Source organism: Noviherbaspirillum autotrophicum (assembly GCF_000818395.1).
GTDB lineage: Bacteria > Pseudomonadota > Gammaproteobacteria > Burkholderiales > Burkholderiaceae_D > Noviherbaspirillum > Noviherbaspirillum autotrophicum.
On sequence record NZ_JWJG01000028.1, the window covers coordinates 1,957,520 to 1,977,577 of the forward strand.

A 20,058-nucleotide genomic window follows, 5' to 3' on the forward strand; every position below is an offset into this window, starting at 1 on the left:
TCTTGATTCTGGAAATGCCTATGAAACGGATCAGCCTCACGCAGTACCTTGTTGAAGAACAGCGCATGAATAACAGCATCCCGGCTGAATTGCGCCTGTTGATCGAAGTGGTCGCACGCGCCTGCAAAACCATCAGCCATGCCGTCAGCAAGGGGGCGTTGGGCGAAGTGCTCGGCAGCGCCGGCAGCGAAAACGTGCAAGGCGAAGTGCAGAAAAAGCTCGACGTGCTGTCGAACGAGATGCTGCTCGAAGCCAATGAGTGGGGCGGTCACCTGGCTGCCATGGCGTCCGAAGAAATGGAAACCATCCACCCCATCCCGCACCGCTACCCCAAGGGCGAATATCTGCTGCTGTTCGATCCGCTCGACGGCTCGTCCAACATCGACGTGAACGTATCGATCGGCACCATTTTCTCGGTGCTGAAGGCGCCCGAGGGTATGTCGACCCCGAGCGAGCAGGATTTCCTGCAGTGCGGCACTAAGCAGGTCGCCGCCGGCTATGCCGTCTACGGCCCGCAAACCGTGCTGGTGCTCACCACCGGCAACGGCGTGAACTGCTTTACGCTCGACCGCGAGATGGGTTCCTGGGTGCTCACGCAGCGCGACATGAAGATTCCCGCCGAGACCAAGGAATACGCGATCAACGCGTCCAATGCGCGCCACTGGTATCCGCCGGTCAAGCGCTATGTCGATGAACTATTGGCTGGCAAGACCGGCCCGCGTGGCAAGGATTTCAATACACGCTGGATAGCCTCGATGGTGGCGGACGTGCACCGCATCTTGAACCGCGGCGGCATCTTCATGTACCCGGCCGACGCGCGCGAACCGGACAAGCCCGGCAAGCTGCGCCTGATGTACGAAGCCAATCCGATGGCCTTTATCGTCGAGCAGGCCGGCGGGGCGGCAACCAACGGCAAGCAGCGCATCCTCGACATCCAGCCGCAAAAGCTGCACGAGCGGGTCGCAGTGTTCCTGGGATCGCGGAGTGAAGTGGAGCGCGTGACCAGCTATCACAACGCATAAGAACGCTTGCGGCAGTGGCGGAAGGCCGATTTAGCCGGCTTTCCGTCAAATTTCATGTCGAAATGCGCTTCGACATGCAAGCTCCCTAGTGACACGACTTACTTTTTTGATAGAATACGCGCTTTCGCTGATGTAGCGCGATTACTCAGCGTGCCGGTGTAGCTCAGTTGGTAGAGCAATTCATTCGTAATGAAAAGGTCGGCGGTTCGATTCCGTCCACCGGCACCAGACATCGGGCAGGCAGCCGTCAAGTGCTGCAGGCCGAAAGAAAAACGCCTCGGTTTCCGAGGCGTTTTTCTTTTATGCGGATCATTTGATGATGATTTCGCGTAACCTAAGTGCGCGGGGGCGGCCACGCCTCATTGTTCTGCCTTGCGCCGCATGGCCGCAACCGATATCCCGCCTGCCTTTTCCGAAGCTGGAAAACGACTGCCTGAATGGGGCGTGACGCTTGCTGCCGGCAAGCTCACATGCTCGACCGACTCCCCTTCCGCCGCTATAAACCCTTCCAGCGCCTTGAACAGCTCGTCGATTGCCCGCTTGCCGAAAGCCTGCTCGATGTGCTGATACTGTAAGTCGATCATTGGTGCCATCTGGCTCATGAGGGCGTCGCCTTCGGGCGCAAGCCGCACCAGGACGCGGCGCTGATCTTCCGCCACCCGGTTGCGCTGGATCAGGCCGGTTTCTTCCATCCTCGCCAGCACGCCGGCCATGCTGGAGCTGAGGAATTGGCACATTTCGCACAGCTCGCGCGGTTCGAGCTGCCCGTATTCGTCGAGCACGCGCAGGATGCGCCACTGCTGTTCGGTCACGCCGAAATGGTTGAGAATGGGGCGGAAATGCGACATCAGGCTCTCGCGCGCTTTCAGGAATAGCTGCGGCAAGTTGCGGTAGTTGATCCGATGTTTTACGTCGTTTTCCATCTCAAGCCTTTCGCCAAGTGGGGTCGAGCGGATTATACCTGTCTTGACTCGCTCACATATGAGTGATCTAATCACTCATATGTGAGTAATTAATCGTCCCCAACCAAAGATTCTTATTAAAAGGGTTTCACCATGCGAGACAACTTCCACGACCGTATCCGTTTGCCGTCCTTGCGGGAAAAGGTGACCAGCGCCGCCGCCGCCGCACATTGGGTGCGCGACGGTATGACGGTTGGCATGAGCGGCTTTACGCGCGCCGGCGATGCCAAGGTCGTGCCGTTGGCGCTGGCCGAGCGCGCGCGCCATGAACAGTTGAAGATCACGTTGATGACCGGCGCCTCGCTTGGCAACGACATCGACAAGACGCTGACCGAGGCGGGCGTGCTGGCGCGGCGCATTCCATTCCAGGCCGACCCGGCGCTGCGTTCGGCGATCAATCGCGGTGAAGTGATGTTTGTCGACCAGCATCTGTCGGAGACGGTTGAATTGCTGCGTACGCGGCAGATGGCGCCGATCGATGTGGCGATCATCGAGGCAATCGCCATTACGGAAACCGGCGCAATCGTGCCGACGACGTCGGTCGGCAATAGCGCGAGCTTTGCAATCCTGGCCGACAAGGTCATCGTAGAAATCAACCTGACGCAATCGCCGGAACTGGAAGGATTGCACGATATTTTCATCCCGAAGCGCCGCCCGCAGCGCGAGCCGATTCCGATCATGAGCGTGCGCGACCGCGTCGGCACCACCGCGATCGAAATTCCTCCGGAAAAGATCGTCGCCATCGTCATCACCGAAAAAGCCGATAGTTCTTCCAACATCCTGCCGCCGGACGCGGAAACGGCACAGATCGCCGGCCATCTGGTGGACTTCTTCAAGAACGAGGTCAAGCAGGGGCGCCTGACCGAAAGCCTGCTGCCGCTGCAGGCCGGCATCGGCACCATCGCCAACGCGGTGCTGGCCGGTTTCATCGACAGCCCGTTCGAGCATCTGACGATGTACTCCGAAGTGCTGCAGGACTCCACCTTCGACCTGTTCGACGCCGGCAAGCTCGACTTCGCCTCCGGTTCGTCGATCACGCTGTCGCCGCAAAAGAGCCGCGACGTATTCGCCAACATCGGGCGCTACAAGGACAGGCTGGTGTTGCGCCCGCAGGAGGTGAGCAATCATCCCGAAGTGATTCGTCGCCTGGGCATCATCGCGCTCAATACCGCGCTGGAAGCGGATATCTACGGCAACGTGAATTCGACGCACGTGCTCGGCACCCACATGATGAACGGCATCGGCGGCTCCGGCGACTTTGCGCGCAATGCGTACATGGCCATTTTCGCGACCAAGTCGCTGGCCAAGGGCGGTGATATTTCGAGCATCGTGCCGATGGTGTCGCACGTCGATCACAACGAGCATGACGTCGACATCCTGGTGACCGAGGTGGGGCTGGCCGACTTGCGCGGGCTGGCGCCACGCGAGCGGGCGCGAGCCATCATCGGCAACTGTGTCGCCGAGCCGTACCGGGAGATGCTGCGCGATTATGTCGAGCGCGCCAGCCGGCGTGGCGGACAGACGCCGCATCTGCTGGAAGAGGCATTTTCCTGGCACGTGCGCTATCGCGATACCAGCTCGATGCTGCTGCCGCTCGAGGAAGCGCGCCTGCGCGCCTAGCAGGCGCAGCGCGTGCGCAAAAGAAAGAAAATTTTGCGTCAGATCAAAGATTGCCGGAATCACTATTTCCGTAGTGGAATAGCAGCGCAATGTGAGATTAAATAAAGGTTGGTAAAAAATTACTGACTGACAATAATCACTGCGCTGCGGTATCCACACGCGCTGTAGCGCGTACTGCGATGACGATGAATCGGCAAGAATCGATGATGGCCCAGCCTGCGCCTCGACATAGCGGCTGGGATCGCGTGCTGCGTTACAGTCGTGCGCTGCAGTGGCAAGGACTGCTGGTATTTCTCCTGGCAGCGCTATTCTTGTTGATCCGGCTGGCGCCGCCGCGCCATGCATTCGAGGGTGCAGCCCACTATGCCTGGCTGCACCTGATGCTGGAAACGCTGTCCATCCTGGTGGCCGGCATGGTCTTCGGGGTGGCATGGAATGCATACAGCCGGGAACGCGCCGGCAATGTCATCGTCCTCGCGGTCGGGCTGCTGGCGGTCGGCATCCTCGATTTCGCGCATGCGCTGTCGTTTCAGGGCATGCCGGATTTCGTCACGCCATCGCACCCGGAAAAGGCAATCAACTTCTGGCTGGCCGCGCGCATCACGTTCGCTGTCATGCTCACGGCGGTGGCCTTGCGCCCCTGGGCACCGCTGCGGCGGCCGTGGCTGCGTTACGCCGGACTTGTCGCGGCGCTCGCGATGGCGGCAGCCGTCGTCTGGGGCGGATTGCTTCATCAAGGCGAACTGCCGCATACCTTTATCGCCGGCAGCGGACTGACGCCGCTAAAAGTCGGGGCGGAATACGCGATCATCGCCATCCTTGCCGTTCCCGCCGTCGTCTTCCTGTGCCATGCGGGACAGGGGCAGGAGTACGATGCGCCCAGCCTGTTTGGCGCGGCGGCGGTGTCGATTCTGGCCGAATTATGCTTCACGCTCTACACGGACGTGACCGATGTCTTCAATCTGCTCGGCCATATCTACAAAGTTGTCGCTTTCGGCATGATTTACCGCGCCGTGTTCGTGGGCAGCGTGAAGGAACCGTTTAAGCGCGTGATCGAGGCGGAAGGCAAGATGCGGGCGGCTTCCTTTTATGCGCGCAGCCTGATCGAGGCGAGCATTGACCCGCTGATCATGATCAACCCCGAAGGCAGGATCACCGATGTCAACGAGGCTGCGCTAAAGGCGGCCGGCCTGAGCCGGGACCGGCTGGTCGGCAGCGATTTCGCCCGTTACTTTACCGAGCCCGACAAGGCGCGCGCCGGCTACCAGGCAGTGCTCGCCGACGGCGTGCTGCGCAATTATCCGCTCGCCATCCGGCATACCTCGGGACACGACCTGGACGTGATCTGCAACGCGACCGCGTATCGCAACCAGGCCGGTAAGATCGAGGGCATCATGGCGGCGGCGCGCGACATCACCGAAATGCGGCGCACCGAGCGCGCACGGGTGCGCCAGCATGCGCTGCTGTCGAAAATCACCGAAACCAGCCCGATCGGCATCACGGTCTGGGATACCGATGGAAAGATCTCGTTTGCCAACGCACAAGCGGAGAAAGTGCTGGGGCGCGCCAAGGATGAACTCATGCGCCTCGCGTATAACGATCCTGCCTGGCGCATCACGGATCATGCGGGCAATGCCGTGCCGGCGGACGAGCTGCCGTTTCGCCGGGTCGTTGCGACCGGCAATCCGGTGTACGACGTCGAAATTGCGCTCGGTACGACCGCGGCAAGCCGGGTTCTGCTGTCGGTGAATGCGTCGCCCCTGCTCGACGAGAATGGCCGGATCGAGGGCGTGGTCGCAACGCTGGACGATAGGACGCAGCGCAAGGCTGCGGAAGAAATGCTGCGCACCAGCGAGGAGCGCCTGAAGATTGTGATGGACGCAGCCCGCATGGGCACCTGGACCTGGGATGTGGCCAACGACCGGATCCATTATTCTCCCGAGTACAGCGCGCTGATGGGGTTGCGGCGCGGCGAGTCGCCGGTGGACCGGGACGCGGCGCTGGCCATGATGCACCCGGATGACCGCGAGCGGGTCGACCAGGCGCTGCAGCAGGCGCTCGTCAAGGAACGCGGCCAATGGGTCGATTTCCGCGTGGTCTGGCCCGACGGCAGTCTGCACTGGGTGAGCGTGCATGCGAGCGTGGTGCGCGATGCGTCGGGCAGGGCGGTGAGCGTGTCGGGTATCGGCATGGATATCACCGAGCGCAAGCAGAGTGAATATGCGCTCAATCGCGCCAACCGCACGCTGCGCACGCTGTCGGCCGTCAACGAACGCCTGATCCATGCACGGGATGAAGCCGAGCTGCTGCATGCGGTGTGCCGCGTAATCGTCGATGTCGGCGGCTACCGCATGGCCTGGGTCGGCAAGGCGATGCATGACGAGCGCAAAACCGTGCAGGCCGTGGCGCAGTGGGGTGACGATACCGGCTATATCGACGTGGCGCAGATCGTCTGGTCCGATACCGAGCGCGGGCGCGGCTCGACCGGAACGGCGATCAGGACCGGCGCGACGCAGGTCAATCAGAATTACGCCACCAGTGCGCAGATGGCTCCCTGGCGCGACGAGGCGCTCAAGCGCGGCTACCAGTCGAGCATCGCGTTTCCGTTGCGCGATGCGGCTGGCGTGCATGGCTCCTTGACCATTTACGCCACCGAACCGGATGCCTTCGACGAGGATGAAGTCAGGCTGCTGCAGGAACTGGCCAACGACCTAGCGTTCGGCATCGTCACGCTGCGCACCGGCGTCGAGCACGACCGGATGATGCAGGAGCAGCAGCACTACGATGCCAGGCTGCGCGCCAGCCTGGTCGATTCGATTCAGGCGATTGCCGCCACACTGGAAATGCGCGATCCATACACCGCCGGCCACCAGCGGCGCGTGGCGGCGCTGGCCACCGCCATCGGGCGCGAGATGGGGCTGACCGAGACGCAGGTGGAAGGATTGCATCTGGCCGCGTCGATCCACGATGTCGGCAAGATCCACATCCCCTCGGAGATCTTGAACAAGCCGGGGCGGTTGAGCGCGCTCGAGCTGGAACTGATCAAGACGCATGCGCAGGCTGGCCACGATATTCTGAAAGACATCCGCTTTCCGTGGCCGATTGCGCGCATTGTGCTGGAGCACCATGAGCGCATCGATGGCAGCGGTTATCCCCATCGGTTACGCGGCGACCAGATCCTGTGCGAGTCGAAAATTCTGACCGTGGCCGACGTGGTGGAAGCGATGACCTCGCACCGCCCCTACCGCCCGGGGCTGGGGCTGGAGGTGGCGCTGGAGCATATCGCCAGCCATCGCGGCGATTGGTACGACCCCGATGCGGTCGATATCTGCCTGCGCTTGTTCCGCGAGTCGCGCTACAGCTTCCAGTAGCCGGCGCGTGCCCTGGTTTGACATTTGGTAATGCCGGCGTGGGCGAGAATGCTTTGATTACGGACGGGTAATTCCTATAATGGTCACGTCATGGGCATCTTTCTTTTTTCATTACCGGTCGCGACCGGTTTCCTGGCCAGTCTAGCCTCGCTCATCCTCATCGCCCAGGCGGTCAGGACCGCGCCGTGGAAGGCGCTGCTTGCGCCCGGCGCGTTTTCCGCGTGGTGCGCGTTCATCATTGCGCTGCCGCTGCTGTGGCGCTTTGACGTGCCGATCACCGGCGGCATGGCGCTTCACCTGCTGGGCATGCCCCTGTTCGTGCTGATGTTCGGACGGCAGCTCGCCATCGCCGGCATCGGGATTTCGGTCATCGCGTACACCGTCATACACGACGGCCTGTGGGCCAACCTCGGCATGAATCTGTTGCTGCTGTCGATACTGCCGGCTTACTGCGGCGAAATCGTCATGCGCCTGACGCAGAAGTATTTCCCGCGTAATATTTTTGTGTACTTGCTCGGCAATGGTTTTTTCGGCGCGATGGCCATGCTGGCGACCATCGGCATCATGTCGCTCGGCGCCAATGAATTGTGGGTGATGCATGCACCGACCCGTGGCGACACTGTTGCCTACATGCTGCTGCTGGCGTGGGGGGAAGCATTCCTGACCGGGTTTTTGCTGACGATCTTTACCGTCTATCGCCCGCAATGGGTGCTGACCTTCGACGACGAGGTGTATTTGCGCGGAAAGTGAGCTGCCGGCGCCCCCGGCAATGCGTTGCGCCAGTCACTCCCGCCGATTGGAGCGTGCGCGTTCCGCGCCGGTGGCGTTTTCCTGCGGCTTTTCCGCCGTGGCGAGCGGGATGTGGATGGTAAGGGTCGTGCCCTTGCCGGGCATGCTCGTGATCACGAACTTGCCGTTCAATCCGTGCACCCGCTCTTCCACACCGACCAGCCCGAACGAGTTGCCATTCTTGCGTGCGTCGGGATAAATGCCGATGCCGTCATCGGCGATCCGCATGACCAGATGCTCTTCTTCCTTGGTCAGCTCGATGCGCACGCGGGTCGCCTTGGCATGGCGGATCACGTTGGTCAGCGATTCCTGCAGAATGCGGAACAGCGTGGTGGCGCGCGCATCGTCGACCGCGAATTCTTCTTCGCCCAGCACCAGGTCGCAGGAAATGCCGCTGCGGCGCCGGAACTCATTGACCTGCCATTCGATGGCGGCGGTCAAGCCCAGGTCGAGTACCGCCGGGCGCAGGTTGTTGATGATGGTGCGGATGGTGCGCACGGTGGCGTCGATGTACTGCAGGGCGCTGCGCACCTTTTCGTTGAGCCGCGGGTGCGACTTGCCGGTGCGCGCTTCCAGCATCGACACGTCGATGCGCAGCGCCAATAGCGTCTGCCCCAGTTCATCGTGGATTTCGCGCGCGATGCGCCGCCGCTCGTCTTCCTTCACGCGGTCCTGGTAAGCGGTCAGCTCGCGCAGCAGTTCGCGCGAGCGCTTCAGCGCCTCGACCGTCTGCTTGCGTTCGGTGATATCCATGATGGTGCCGCGCAACACGATCACGCCGTTGTTGTTGCTCGGTCGGCAGATGGTTTGCACCCAGCGCGTGGTGCCGTCCTGTCGCACGATCCGGTGCTCGGTGCTGAATTCCTCTCCGCTGCGCAGCGACTTCGCCAAGCCGGACTGAACCCGTTGCCGGTCTTCTTCATGGATGCGGCGCAGGTAGTCCGAATAGTCTGGAAGCGCCGAATACCGCTCCAGGCCGAACAGATGGAACGTTTCGGCCGACCAGGTCATCGTCTGCGTGGTGATGTCGAGCAGCCAGCTGCCCAGATGCGCCATGTGCTGCGCCTCGGCCAGGCTGGCTTCGCTGGCACGCAAGTCCTTGGTCATTTCCTTGGCCAGTTCCACCGCCCGCCGGCGCGCGGAAGTCAGCGAATAGATGATGCTGAATAACAACCCTGCCGCAAACAGACCGATCACAAGAACGATGTGCGGCAGGGAAGTGTCGAATTCATCCTTCATGTCGGCCTTGCTCGCGGTGAATTCGACCTCCCACACGCGCGGCCCGACCGTCATCGCGACCCGTTTGACGAACACCGGCCCAGACAGGGCGGGCGACCTGGTTGCATCGCCTGTTTCGCTATCGAACATCAGGCGGCCCGGATCCCTGGTGCCGGACTTGGAATGGTCGTCGGACAAACCGATGTCATAGATCCGGTATCGCAGGTGCGGCAGCACGTTTTTGTCGACCGCGCCCAGCATCAGCTTGCTGATGTCGAAACCGGCTCCCACCGAGCCGTAGTAGGCGGCACGCCTTTCTTTGATGGTTCTGGCAGGCATGCCAAGCCGGTACAGCGGCATACGCATTGCCATGCCCACGTGCTGGTTGGCGCCGGCAACCTGGATGAGACGTCCCGATGACACCAGCTGGCCGGTATCGCGCGCCACGGCCAGCGTCTTGGCGACGAGATCGATCGATGCGATATCGAGGCCGAACGACAACGGACTGGCATGCAGCGGCTCCAGGTAAGTCAGCACATGGTAGTCGGGACGTTCGCCGGCGGGCGTGATGTGAAAGTCGGGGTATCCGGCGGCGTTCAGGCTGGTGTCGGCGCGTACCGTTGCTTCGAATCCATCCTTTTCGGCCGCCGTGACATGAAAGGCGACGTTCAGATTGGTAATGCCCGGGAAGCTTTGCTCGAGCCGCAGCTGCGACACATAGGCGTGGAACTGTTCCCGCGACACGTCCTTGCTTGTATAGAACAGGGCGTTCGCGCCGCGCAGTACATCGATATAGGAGCGCATCCGGGTCTGGATCGCCAGTTGCGCATTGTTGACCTGATAATCAAACACGGCTTCGGTTTTACTATCGACCATCCTGGCCACGAGCAGGGCCAGCACAAGCGATATCGCTACCCCTAGCCACCAGACGGTGGAGGAGAGCAAGGCTTTGATGAATCGAACCGAAAGGCGCATCTTGCGGCGCATAAATTTCGTTGGCTGACGGGGCTTTCCGATGCGAGATAAGGGGTGCGGGAAATTACCGTTTAGAAAAAATGAAGCCGAAGTGTATAACTTTTCTTGCCAGTAGTTGTCGAAATTGCTTGACGTTCCAGCGTCGTTTAATGATGCCAGAAGGCATTGTCTAGCGGATAGCTAATTTCATCGCCTTTGGTAGGAAAAAGGTGTAAATGCTACATTAAATTTCCAGAAGGAAATATTTTCAGCCTTTTTCTGCTCAGCGCAGCACCACCCGGTTGCGTCCACTGTTCTTGGCTTCATACAGGGCTTCATCGGCGCGCTTGAGCGTTTCATCGATGCTTGCTTCCTGCGCGCGAAATTGCGATACGCCACAGCTGAGCGTGATGCGCAGCGGCGTATCACTGACCACGATGGTTTGTTCCATCATCGTGGTGCGCAGCCGTTCCGCCGCCGCGCAGGCTGCGGTACTGTCGCTGTTGGGCAGTGCCATGATGAATTCCTCGCCGCCGAAGCGCGCAAACACATCGGTCTCGCGCAGCGTCTCCTTGCAGATTTCGGTCAGCTTGCGCAGCACCTGATCGCCGGCCGGGTGTCCGTACAAGTCGTTGATGCGCTTGAAGTGATCGACATCGATTGTGACGATCGACAGCGCGGACTGATGGCGATGGACGGCGCTGACCAATTTGCCGGCCGTTTCGAAAAAGAAGCGCCGGTTGTAGGCGCCGGTCAGCGGATCGGTGATCGCGGTGATGCGCAGCTCCTCGGTCAGTGTCTGCAGTTCGCGGTGCTGCTGTTCCAGCGCCTTGTGCGTGCGCTCCAGCTCCTGCCGCGATTTTTCGCGTTCCCGCGTGCGGTGGCGTGCCTGCCGCACGTACATTACGGCCAGCATGAAGAACGCGAGTGCGCCGGCGCCGGCCACTCCCGTGCTCACCGCGCGCAGGTTGGCGTCCGCCGCCGGAATGAGCACGTTGACGGCCCAATCGGAGCCGGCCAGCGGCGCGCGCTTGATCAGGTAGCGCGCTTGCCGACGGCCGTTCGCGCCGTCGTTTTGGGCGATATCGGCCAACGCTTCGTTCGGCTGCAACTGCGCAAGCGTCGTGATCGGCAGCGGCTCCTTGAGCACTGCGTCGTACTGGCGCGTGCGCCTGACCTGTTCGCGTGTGGCCGCCGATAGTGGAGCGAGCGGCCGGTACTTCCAGTCGGCGCGCGAACTCAGGAAGATCACGCCGTGCTCGTCCGTTACGAAGAATTCGCCGCCCAGGCGGGTGCTGTCCCATCCCGCATCCAGGTCGCTCAAGTCGACCTTGACCACGGCCACGCCGAGCACCTTGTCGCTGTCGCGCACGGCATGCGAAAGGAAAAAGCCGGGTGCCAGGCTGGTCACGCCGACGCCATAAAACTGGCCGCTGCCGTCGCGCAGCGCATCCTGGAAATACGGGCGAAAGGTGTAATTCTGGCCAACGAAACTGGTTGGCTGCTGCCAGTTGTTGGCCGCGATCACTACACCCTTGTCATTCAGGATATAGGTGGCGGCCGATTTGGCACTGTCATTGATGCGGTCGAGAAAGATATTGGCCAGGCGCAGCCGCTGCTTGTCGTCCTGATGCTGCAATGCATCGATGATCTGGGGCTGCAGCGCGACGAGCGCCGGCAGGTAACTGTATTTGTTGATCGGCGCGAACAGCGTTGCGCTGGACATCACCAGCCGACGTTCCGCCTTCTCATGCAAGGCGCGCATTTCGGCATTGCGGCTTAAGCAATACGACAGGTAACCGGTCGCGGTAATCGCGGACAATGCCAGCAGCATTCCTCCCAGCTTCTTTATGATCTCAGCGCGCATCCATTATTCTCGTTAAACTGCTGAAATCAGTTTCAGCCTTATTACGTTTTACGTCAATGTGTGACGCATCCTTCGTCGCCTCAGCAGCAACGACGGGCGTGCTCGCCATGTATTTTTGCTAATCCGCTTGTCCGGTCAATCCATCTCCCGAACTCCTATGCACGCAATCGATCCCCGTCAACTGCTGCTTGACATGTATGCCAGCGCCGTTGGTGCCGTCAGCGCCGAAAAGTGCCTGCCCGCTTTCCTGCCGGAGCCGCAAGCCGGCGGGCGCACGCTCGTCATTGGCGCAGGCAAGGCAGCTGCGGCCATGGCCAGCACGGTGGAGCAGCATTGGCAGGGCGAACTTTCCGGGCTGGTGGTGACGCGCTACGGCCATGGCGCTCCATGTCGGCATATCGAAGTCGTCGAGGCGGCGCATCCGGTGCCCGACGAGGCCGGTCGCCATGCCGCCGGCCGCATGCTGCAGATGGTGCAGGGCTTGAGCGAACGCGACCTCGTGCTGTGCCTGATTTCCGGCGGCGGCTCGGCCTTGCTCGCGCTGCCGGCGCCAGGCGTCACGCTGGAGCAGAAGCAGGCGATCAACAAGGCGCTGCTCAACAGCGGCGCGACGATCTCGGAAATGAACTGCGTGCGCAAGCACTTATCCGCCATCAAGGGAGGCCGCCTCGCCCTGGCCTGCGCGCCGGCGCGCGTGGTTACACTGCTCGTTTCCGACGTGCCGGGTGACGACGCGGGCATCATCGCCAGTGGCCCCACGCTGCCCGACCCGACCAGCTGCGCCGACGCGCTGGCGGTGCTGCGCAAGTACCGCATTCCCGTTCCAGCCGTGGTCGAAGAGCATTTGATGTCCGGCGCGGGAGAAACGCCCAAGCCGGGCGATGCGCGCTCCCTGCGCAACGAGCATCATGTCGTCGCCACGGCGCAGCAGGCGCTGGAAGCCGCCGCCACGACGGCGCGCGCGGCCGGCGTAAGGCCATATATCCTGTCCGACTGCATCGAGGGGGAAGCGCGCGACGTGGGCTTGATACATGCCGCCATCGCGCGCCAAGTCGCGCAGCGCAATGAGCCGTTTGCGCGGCCCTGCGTGCTGATCTCCGGCGGCGAGACTACCGTGACCGTGCGCGGCAGCGGACGCGGCGGACGCAACGCGGAATTCCTGCTGAGCGTGGCGGCGGCGCTTGGCGGCATGCCGGGCGTGAGCGCGATCGCCTGCGACACCGACGGCATCGACGGCACCGAAGACAATGCCGGCGCACTCTATCTGCCCGATACGATGGAACGCGCCGCCCGGCTCGGCCTGCATCCGCGCGCCATGCTCGACAATAACGACGGCTACGGATTTTTCAGTGCCCTGGGCGACCTGGTGGTGAGCGGGCCGACGCGCACCAACGTCAACGATTTCAGGGCGATTCTGGTCGTGTAGGCGCATCGGCCGCCAATACCGGCGAGCGCGGCATTTGTAAATTTTTCTTGCGGGAAGACAAATCGCCGTACGACTTCTTATACTTGTCGACGTCCGGGAAACGCCCCTTGCGCCACGCGCCGGCAATCCCCCAACACGTCATCCGGTATCAAATTGACCACGTCCAAAAAAGCTCCGCCCAAAAAGGCGCCGTCTAAAAAGGCAGCGCCGCGCTCCCGCAGCATCCTGTGGCCCTTCCTTTTCGGCCTGCTCGCCATCGCCGGCGTGCTTGCCGCCTTTGTCGTTGCCTATATCAAGCTCGTCATCGAGCCGAATCTGCCGTCGCTCGACACGCTGACCGACTACACGCCGAAAATCCCGCTGCGCGTCTACACGGCAGACAATGTGCTGATCGGCGAATTCGGACAGGAGCACCGCGAATACGTGCCAATCAAGCAAATCCCGCCGATCCTGAAGACGGCGCTGCTGGTCACCGAGGACGAGGGCTTTTATTCGCATGGCGGCATTGCCTTTACCGGCGTGCTGCGGGCGATGGTGGCCAACCTGGCCGGCGGCGGCATGGGGCAGGGCGCGTCGACCATCACGATGCAGGTTGCGCGCAACTTTTTTCTGTCGCGCGAGAAGACTTATACGCGCAAGCTGTACGAGGTCATGCTCGCCTACAAGATCGAGGAAGCGCTGACCAAGGACCAGATCCTCGAGCTGTACATGAACCAGATCTATCTCGGCCAGCGCGCCTACGGCTTCGCCAGCGCGGCGCGCACCTATTTCGGCAAGCCCATCCAGGAAGTGACGGTCGCCGAATCGGCCATGCTGGCAGGCCTGCCCAAGGCGCCGGCGGCCAACAATCCGGTCGCCAACCCGAAGCGCGCCCGGCAGCGCCAGCTGTACATCCTGCAGCGCCTGCGCGACCGCGACTACATCACCGACGCACAATACCGCCAGGCGGCGCGCGAGGAGCTGCACGTGCAGAGCGACGGGCAGGAGTTCGGTGCGCACGCCGAATACATCGCCGAAGCGGCCCGGCAGGCGATGTACGAACAGTTCAAGGAAGACACCTATACGCGCGGCTTCAACGTCTATACGACCATTCTCAGCCGCGACCAGGATGCCGCCTATGTGGCGTTGCGGCGCAACGTGATGGACTACGAAACGCGGCACGGCTATCGCGGTCCGGAAGCCTTCGTCGCCTTGCCCAAGGCGGCCGACGCGCGGCTGGAAGCGATCGAGCAAGAGCTGGCAAAACGCCCGGCCAGCGACGGTCTGCTGCCCGCCGTGGTGCTGGGCGCATCAACGAAAATGGTGCGGGCGCTGGCCGCGTCGGGCGACGTCATCGACATTGCCGGCGAGGGCCTGCGTTTTGCGGCGGCCGCCCTGTCGGCGAATGCGCAGCCCCACCTTCGCATCAAGCCCGGTGCCGTGATCCGCGTGATGCAGGATGAAAACAAGCGCTGGCGGATCACCCAGCTGCCGGAAGTGGCGGCCGCCATCGTCGCGCTCAACGCCGACGACGGTTCTTACCGCGCCCTGGTGGGGGGATTCGATTTCAGCCTCAGCAAGTTCGACCATGTGACGCAGGCATGGCGCCAGCCGGGGTCGAGCATCAAGCCCTTCGTCTATTCGGCGGCGCTGGAGAAAGGCTTCGCGCCCGGCACGCTGATCAACGATGCGCCGCTGGCCCTTGGCTCGGCCGACACCGGCGGCCAGGCGTGGGAACCGAAGAACGACGACGGCTTCGACGGACCGATCTCGATGCGTCGCGCCCTGGCGAAATCGAAGAACATCGTTTCCGTGCGTATCCTGCGCGAGGTCGGCGTGCCCTACGCCCATGCGCATCTGGAGCGGTTCGGCTTTGGCGCCGACAAGCATCCGCGCAACCTGACGCTGACCCTCGGCACCGGCTCGGCAACGCCGCTGCAGGTGGCAGGCGGCTATGCCGTGTTCGCCAATGGCGGCTACCGCGTCAATCCTTATCTGATCCGCAAGGTCACCGATGCACGCGGCCGGGTGCTGTTCAGCGCGAAGCCGGCGCGCGCCGGCATGCAAGGCGCGCGCGTGATCGATGCCCGCAATGCGTTCTTGATGGACAGCATGCTGCGCGACGTGGTGCGTTCCGGCACAGGTGCCGCGGCGGGACAGAAGCTCGGGCGCGGTGACATCGCGGGCAAGACCGGCACCACCAACGATGCGCTCGACGGCTGGTTCGCCGGCTACGGCGCCAATGTGGTGGCCGTGGCCTGGATGGGGTACGACGATCCGAAATCGCTCGGCAGCCGCGAGTTCGGCGCGACGCTGGCGCTGCCGATCTGGGTCGACTACATGCGCGTGGCGCTTGCGGGCAAGCCGGAAGCCCAGAAGCCGACACCGGCCGGGTTAGCCGTGGCCGACGGCGATTGGCGGTATCAGGAGTACGTGGCGGGCGGCGGGGTACGCCGCGTTGGGTTCGATGAGGGTAGTGAAGCGTCGGATGCGGTGCGCGCGCTATCGATCTTGAATGGTGTTGATGTGGGCAAGTAAAAGAGAGATTCAATGACAGCGCGATGCCCAGGCTGAAACGGAGCAAATTAAAAAAGGGCAGGTAATCCTGCCCTTTCCTGCATTGCTGTTATGGTAGGTTTCGCTTGATTGCAATGATGCCGCCAATCAGCGTAACGCCTGTGCCGGAGTCCTGCATCCTGATGGATGCGCCAATCTCGGCTGGACCGTTGCCGCCGACACCAGTCTCGACCGGGCCGAAGAAGCGTCCGCCGAGGCCGCCCTTCAGATTGCCGTTGGCGAGCGCACCAGTCATGTAGTTTGCGACATTCGAGCCATTCGGCCCCATAAGAATATCTGTCGTTGATGTGAAGTTCAGGGCTGCCAGTGGCGTATTTGGATTTACCCCGACATTAGTCCCATTGACCGCTGTCACCGCCACGGTGCGCGCTGCAAAATTAGCTGTTATCGTCACCTCGGCACGGAACGGCACGGGGTTCGGATCGTTAACAGTACTTGCATACCAGCCATAGAACCAGCCCTTGTAGGTGGCGGTGCCGGTGGCCGGGATCTTCGTCGAGTCCGTCACATCGCCGAATGCGACGACGCCGCGGCGGTTCTGGGTATGTTCGGTGACTGTCTGAACGCCTTTCCACTCCGCGATCTCGACCGTATCCTGCGACAGCCACTTGGTCACATTGGCGTAGCGGTAACTGTAGTTGGCAAAGTCGCGGTATCCCTTCGTTCCGGGGAAGGGAACATCCGGTGTTCGAGAAACGTCGCCGTCCTCGTGGAGGCGCCCGGCATCGGTCTCGTCCGGATCAGTGCCGGGGACTGGGTCTTGCCAGTTGCCTTTTGTGAAAGCAAATTTGGCGGCAGTTGTTTCAGCCGGACATTCCGCCGTTCCACGCGTCGTACCAGGCGGACAGACCGAAGCCGGGGCAGTGCGCGGAAAGTAAGTGTTGTTGGCGTAGCGCGACTGATATGCCGGGTCGTTGCGTTTGGTAGCGTCGAAGGTGCCGAAGACTGGTAGAGCAACAACCGAGATAACCTTGTTTGCGCCGAATTCCGTGCGGCCCTGCGTGGACAGGAACCTTTCAATAATCTGCGGCCTTTCGGTTGTGCCGTCCCATTTGATGCCTAGATTGTTAAGCAGAAGGGATGGCTTCGACACCGTGCTCGCGCCTTTGAACAACCTGATCTCGGCAATGCCGTCCGTGGTCAGCGCCAGACCCTCTGCCGTAGTTTGCTTATCAACGGAGGATTTGGCAATCACCTGGACCCCGGAATTGGTCACCAGCACGCCATTGCCTTTGTCCGCAGTAATGGCTATGTCGCCGCTGCACTGCTCAGTCGTACCTGCGTCAGCCACATCCTGAGGACATGCCATGACCATGGATGCGGTAGTAGTCGGGAAGGTGCCCGTATTGCCGGTGTTGCCCGTATTGCCGGGTTGCGAGCCATTGTTGTTGCCGCCCGTTTGCCCGCCGGAGGCTGCGGTATCGGAGCCGCCTCCGCCGCCCCCGCATGCAGCAAGAGCGAGCGATACGGAGAGCGACAGGAGTGTGAGGCGCAGATGAGTTCGCATTGACGTTGGTCCTCGAAATTGGAGTTGGGAAATTCCTCCCTCAAATCGATTGTTCGAGAGAAGGAGTTTCCTCAATTTATCCAGCGAGCACCTCGCCTATTTTGAGATCGAGCAACGGCGCGGACTAACCATGCGTCATTAAAACCAACCTTTGATCAAGCTCTATTTTTCCTTTTTGAAATTGAACTGTCCCTCAGGAATCACCTGTCGGCATCTGTATTGCGTTATGCTACGGCACAACTAAGATCCGGGCATGGCTTGGCGAAAGAGAGAACAAGAAACGCGGTTGATGTGCATGCCGCGACTAGCCATGTTGCATTCAGGGGAAACGAATTGACCACTTACTACACTATCCGTACCGACACGTGGATCATGTCCTTGCCTTCAGACTGGGGACAACGCGACGCGAGCAGTAGCAGTTCGCTCTACTTCGAAGCAAGCGACGGCACCAAGGGACTGTATATCAGCACCTGGAAATTGCGCGAGGACGATACGCGTGCTGCAGAGCAAGTCGTCAAGGTGTTTCGCGCAAACGACCTGAAGTCGCTCGATAACATGGGCGGCTATCAATGGCGCATCGTCGACGATGAAAGCGACACGCTCGACGGCGCCTGCGTTGCGATCACGGACTGCATGGCACAGGACAACAACTACCGCGTGATCGGCAAGATCATCGCAGCGCCGCCATTCGTGGTGCGGGCATCCTTCCACGACTACGCCTGCATCGATTACGCACAATCCCGCGCCTATTTCTCGCCATTGCTCGAATCGCTCTGCCTGCTCAAAGAGCAGTCGTGACGATCAGCACGATGCAGGTCGCCAGTGAGCACGCTTCCGTCGTCTGACGCATTGCAACCGCGCATGGGCGCGTTTTGGCTCCGATGATGCAGTGCGCACCTCCTCCAGCGGCCGGGGCCGGCCGCCATCCTGACGTGAGGCAGCGCAGCCGGCTCACCGTTGCCGTCATGCTGTCCCTGCTGGCCCATGCATTTGTCATGTCACTGCAGTTCGGACTTCCCGGGCTGGGGTTGCCCGGCCTGGAACTACCCTGGCATCAACGGCGGGCGCAGGCAGACGGATTGCGTGTCGTGCTGATGGAGGCGACACGCCCCGAGCAAGCGGCGAACCAGCAGGGCGCGGTGGCTGCGGCGGGCAGCGCGGGTGCCGGGACGCAAATGCCGAAAAGTGCCGAAGCGCGTCCATACACTTCATTGCCCGCTCGCCCCCGCGTGCAACTGGCGCCGGCGGACATGCCAGTATCCGCAGCGCCTGCGGCGCGCGCAGGCGTAGCGAAACCGGTTCGCGCGCCGGCCACCTCCAAGCCGCGCCAACGCAGACAACCGGCACCGGCCGCAACGGGGCCGCGCCTGCTGACCCAGGATGACATGGGACAGGAGACATTTTCAGTACCGCTTCCCGTTCTGGACGGGCCAGCACGCACAGCCGCGGCGCCATCCGGTGCGCTGCCGGAGCTTGTGCCTCCCGCACTGCCGGATGAGGCCATGCCAGCCGAGCCGACTGCGCCGGATCAGGAACAGATGCGCGCAGATGAGCAGGCCGCACTACGCATGCGTGAAGCCGAAGCAAGGGCTCTGGAAGAACAACGCGAGGTGCAGGAATTGGAAGCGCGCAGGCAGGCGCAGGCACTCGCCATGCAGGAGCGGCAACGGCGCGAGGAGCAAGAGCAGACACGGCGCGCACTGGAGCTGGAGGCGCAACGGCAGGAGGAAAAACGGCTGCAGGACATCGCGCGCGCAGAACGCGAGGCGCAGGAACTGGACGCACGCAGGCAGGCAGAAGACGCGGCACAACAGCAGGCGCAGCAACGGCGGCAGGAAGAGGAAAATGCGCGCCGGGAGCAAGAGATGCAGGTGATGGAAGCGAGAAAGCGTGAGGAGCTGAGGCTGCAGGAAGCGGAGCACGCACGGCGCGAAGCGATGGAGCGGGAAGCGCGCAGGCAGGCGCAAGAAGTGGCGTTGCGCCAGAAGCAGGCGGAGGAACTCGCCGCCAAAGAGCGCGCGCAGGCCGAGGCGCAAGCCGCTGCGGCAAGGCAACGCGAGCAGGCGATGGCAGAACGGGAAGCGGCGGCAGCGTCGCCCGCTTTGCCGCGCAATGCTCCCGGCATCAGCCTGGCCGCGCGGGCACTGGAACAGGCCAGGAAAACGGGCGACATGCAGAGCAGCCCGGCGCTGCAGGCTCCGTTGCCGCGCCCGATGCCCGAACCGATGCCGCAGGCGGCAGATCCCGCGCGCCGCCGCTCGGTGCTCGGGCGCGTCGATCACGACGTCGGCTTGATGATGTATGTGGAAAGCTGGCGCCTCAAGATCGAGCGCAACGGCCGCCTGAATTACAGGCAATCGCTGGTCGATTCCGCGTATACCGAACCGATCGTGACCGTGGCCGTGCGCAGCGACGGCAGCGTTGAAGAAATCATTTTCCACCGTAGCAGCGGACGCCCCGAACTCGACGAAGCGGTGCGGCGCATTATCAGGCTCAACGCGCGTTACGCCGCATTTCCGCCAGAGCTGGCGAGGCGCTTCGACGTAATCGAGATCCGGCGCGCCTGGCGCTTCGACGAGCAGCTCAGGCTGCTGGAAGAAGTGCGCTGAAGACCTGGCCGCGGTACGGGATGGCTCATGAAGCCATGGGTTTGGCCTCACCTGTCAGCATAAAAAGCGATCGTGTCGATCCGGTGGTCTTAACATTTTGGCATGTGCGATTGTGTTGCACTGTGCACGCGCCATTCCGCACGATTTCCTGCTCGCC

At 62.1% G+C, this 20,058-nt stretch carries 12 protein-coding genes and 1 tRNA gene; 9 read left to right on the plus strand and 4 right to left on the minus strand.

Annotated elements, in window-relative coordinates:
- The first annotated feature begins 20 nt into the window (after positions 1 to 20).
- Both TSA66_RS10375 and TSA66_RS10380 read left to right on the plus strand, forming a co-directional pair.
- Positions 21 to 1,022, plus strand: coding sequence for a class 1 fructose-bisphosphatase (locus TSA66_RS10375; protein WP_040039949.1), 1,002 nt, complete (start codon positions 21 to 23; stop codon positions 1,020 to 1,022).
- Between the two features lie 152 nt (positions 1,023 to 1,174).
- Positions 1,175 to 1,250 (plus strand) — tRNA-Thr (locus TSA66_RS10380).
- 131 nt (positions 1,251 to 1,381) lie between these two features.
- Here TSA66_RS10380 and hpaR read toward each other — a convergent pair.
- Positions 1,382 to 1,945, minus strand: a complete 564-nt coding sequence (hpaR, locus tag TSA66_RS10385; RefSeq protein ID WP_052452231.1) for a homoprotocatechuate degradation operon regulator HpaR — start codon at positions 1,943 to 1,945, stop codon at positions 1,382 to 1,384.
- A 132-nt stretch (positions 1,946 to 2,077) separates the two neighbouring features.
- Here hpaR and TSA66_RS10390 point away from each other — a divergent pair, with 132 nt between their 5' ends.
- The 3 genes from TSA66_RS10390 (at position 2,078) to TSA66_RS10400 (ending at position 7,725) form a co-directional block, all read left to right on the plus strand.
- A complete protein-coding gene (locus tag TSA66_RS10390) occupies positions 2,078 to 3,604 on the plus strand; it encodes an acetyl-CoA hydrolase/transferase family protein (RefSeq protein ID WP_040039950.1) in 1,527 nt (508 codons plus the stop codon).
- A 185-nt stretch (positions 3,605 to 3,789) separates the two neighbouring features.
- A complete protein-coding gene (locus TSA66_RS25500) occupies positions 3,790 to 6,975 on the plus strand; it encodes an MASE3 domain-containing protein (RefSeq protein ID WP_052452232.1) in 3,186 nt (1,061 codons plus the stop codon).
- A gap of 90 nt (positions 6,976 to 7,065) precedes the next feature.
- Positions 7,066 to 7,725: an energy-coupling factor ABC transporter permease gene (locus TSA66_RS10400; protein ID WP_040039951.1), complete on the plus strand. Its 660-nt coding sequence runs from the start codon at positions 7,066 to 7,068 to the stop codon at positions 7,723 to 7,725.
- A gap of 33 nt (positions 7,726 to 7,758) precedes the next feature.
- On the opposite strand, the gene TSA66_RS25505 is transcribed toward TSA66_RS10400, so the two are convergent.
- Positions 7,759 to 9,957, minus strand: coding sequence for a CHASE domain-containing protein (locus TSA66_RS25505; RefSeq protein WP_198358769.1), 2,199 nt, complete (start codon positions 9,955 to 9,957; stop codon positions 7,759 to 7,761).
- A 262-nt stretch (positions 9,958 to 10,219) separates the two neighbouring features.
- The gene (locus tag TSA66_RS25510) at positions 10,220 to 11,803 is read right to left on the minus strand and encodes a GGDEF domain-containing protein (RefSeq protein ID WP_052452234.1); all 1,584 of its coding nucleotides are present in this window, start codon (positions 11,801 to 11,803) and stop codon (positions 10,220 to 10,222) included.
- 157 nt (positions 11,804 to 11,960) lie between these two features.
- On the opposite strand from TSA66_RS25510, the gene TSA66_RS10415 reads away from it, so the two are divergent.
- Together TSA66_RS10415 and TSA66_RS10420 are read left to right on the plus strand one after the other, a co-directional pair.
- Entirely contained in the window at positions 11,961 to 13,229 is a 1,269-nt protein-coding gene (locus TSA66_RS10415) for a glycerate kinase type-2 family protein (protein ID WP_040039952.1), read from the plus strand.
- Between the two features lie 153 nt (positions 13,230 to 13,382).
- Positions 13,383 to 15,746, plus strand: a complete 2,364-nt coding sequence (locus TSA66_RS10420) for a penicillin-binding protein 1A (RefSeq protein ID WP_084199474.1) — start codon at positions 13,383 to 13,385, stop codon at positions 15,744 to 15,746.
- An 88-nt stretch (positions 15,747 to 15,834) separates the two neighbouring features.
- Here TSA66_RS10420 and TSA66_RS10425 read toward each other — a convergent pair whose 3' ends face one another.
- Entirely contained in the window at positions 15,835 to 17,292 is a 1,458-nt protein-coding gene (locus TSA66_RS10425; protein ID WP_040039953.1) for a HupA family protein, read from the minus strand.
- Positions 17,293 to 17,625: 333 nt separating this feature from the next.
- Between TSA66_RS10425 and TSA66_RS10430 the strand changes: the two genes are divergently transcribed.
- Entirely contained in the window at positions 17,626 to 18,090 is a 465-nt protein-coding gene (locus TSA66_RS10430) for a hypothetical protein (RefSeq protein ID WP_040039954.1), read from the plus strand.
- A 134-nt stretch (positions 18,091 to 18,224) separates the two neighbouring features.
- Positions 18,225 to 19,901, plus strand: coding sequence for a TonB C-terminal domain-containing protein (locus TSA66_RS10435; RefSeq protein ID WP_157691655.1), 1,677 nt, complete (start codon positions 18,225 to 18,227; stop codon positions 19,899 to 19,901).
- The last annotated feature ends 157 nt before the right edge of the window (positions 19,902 to 20,058 follow it).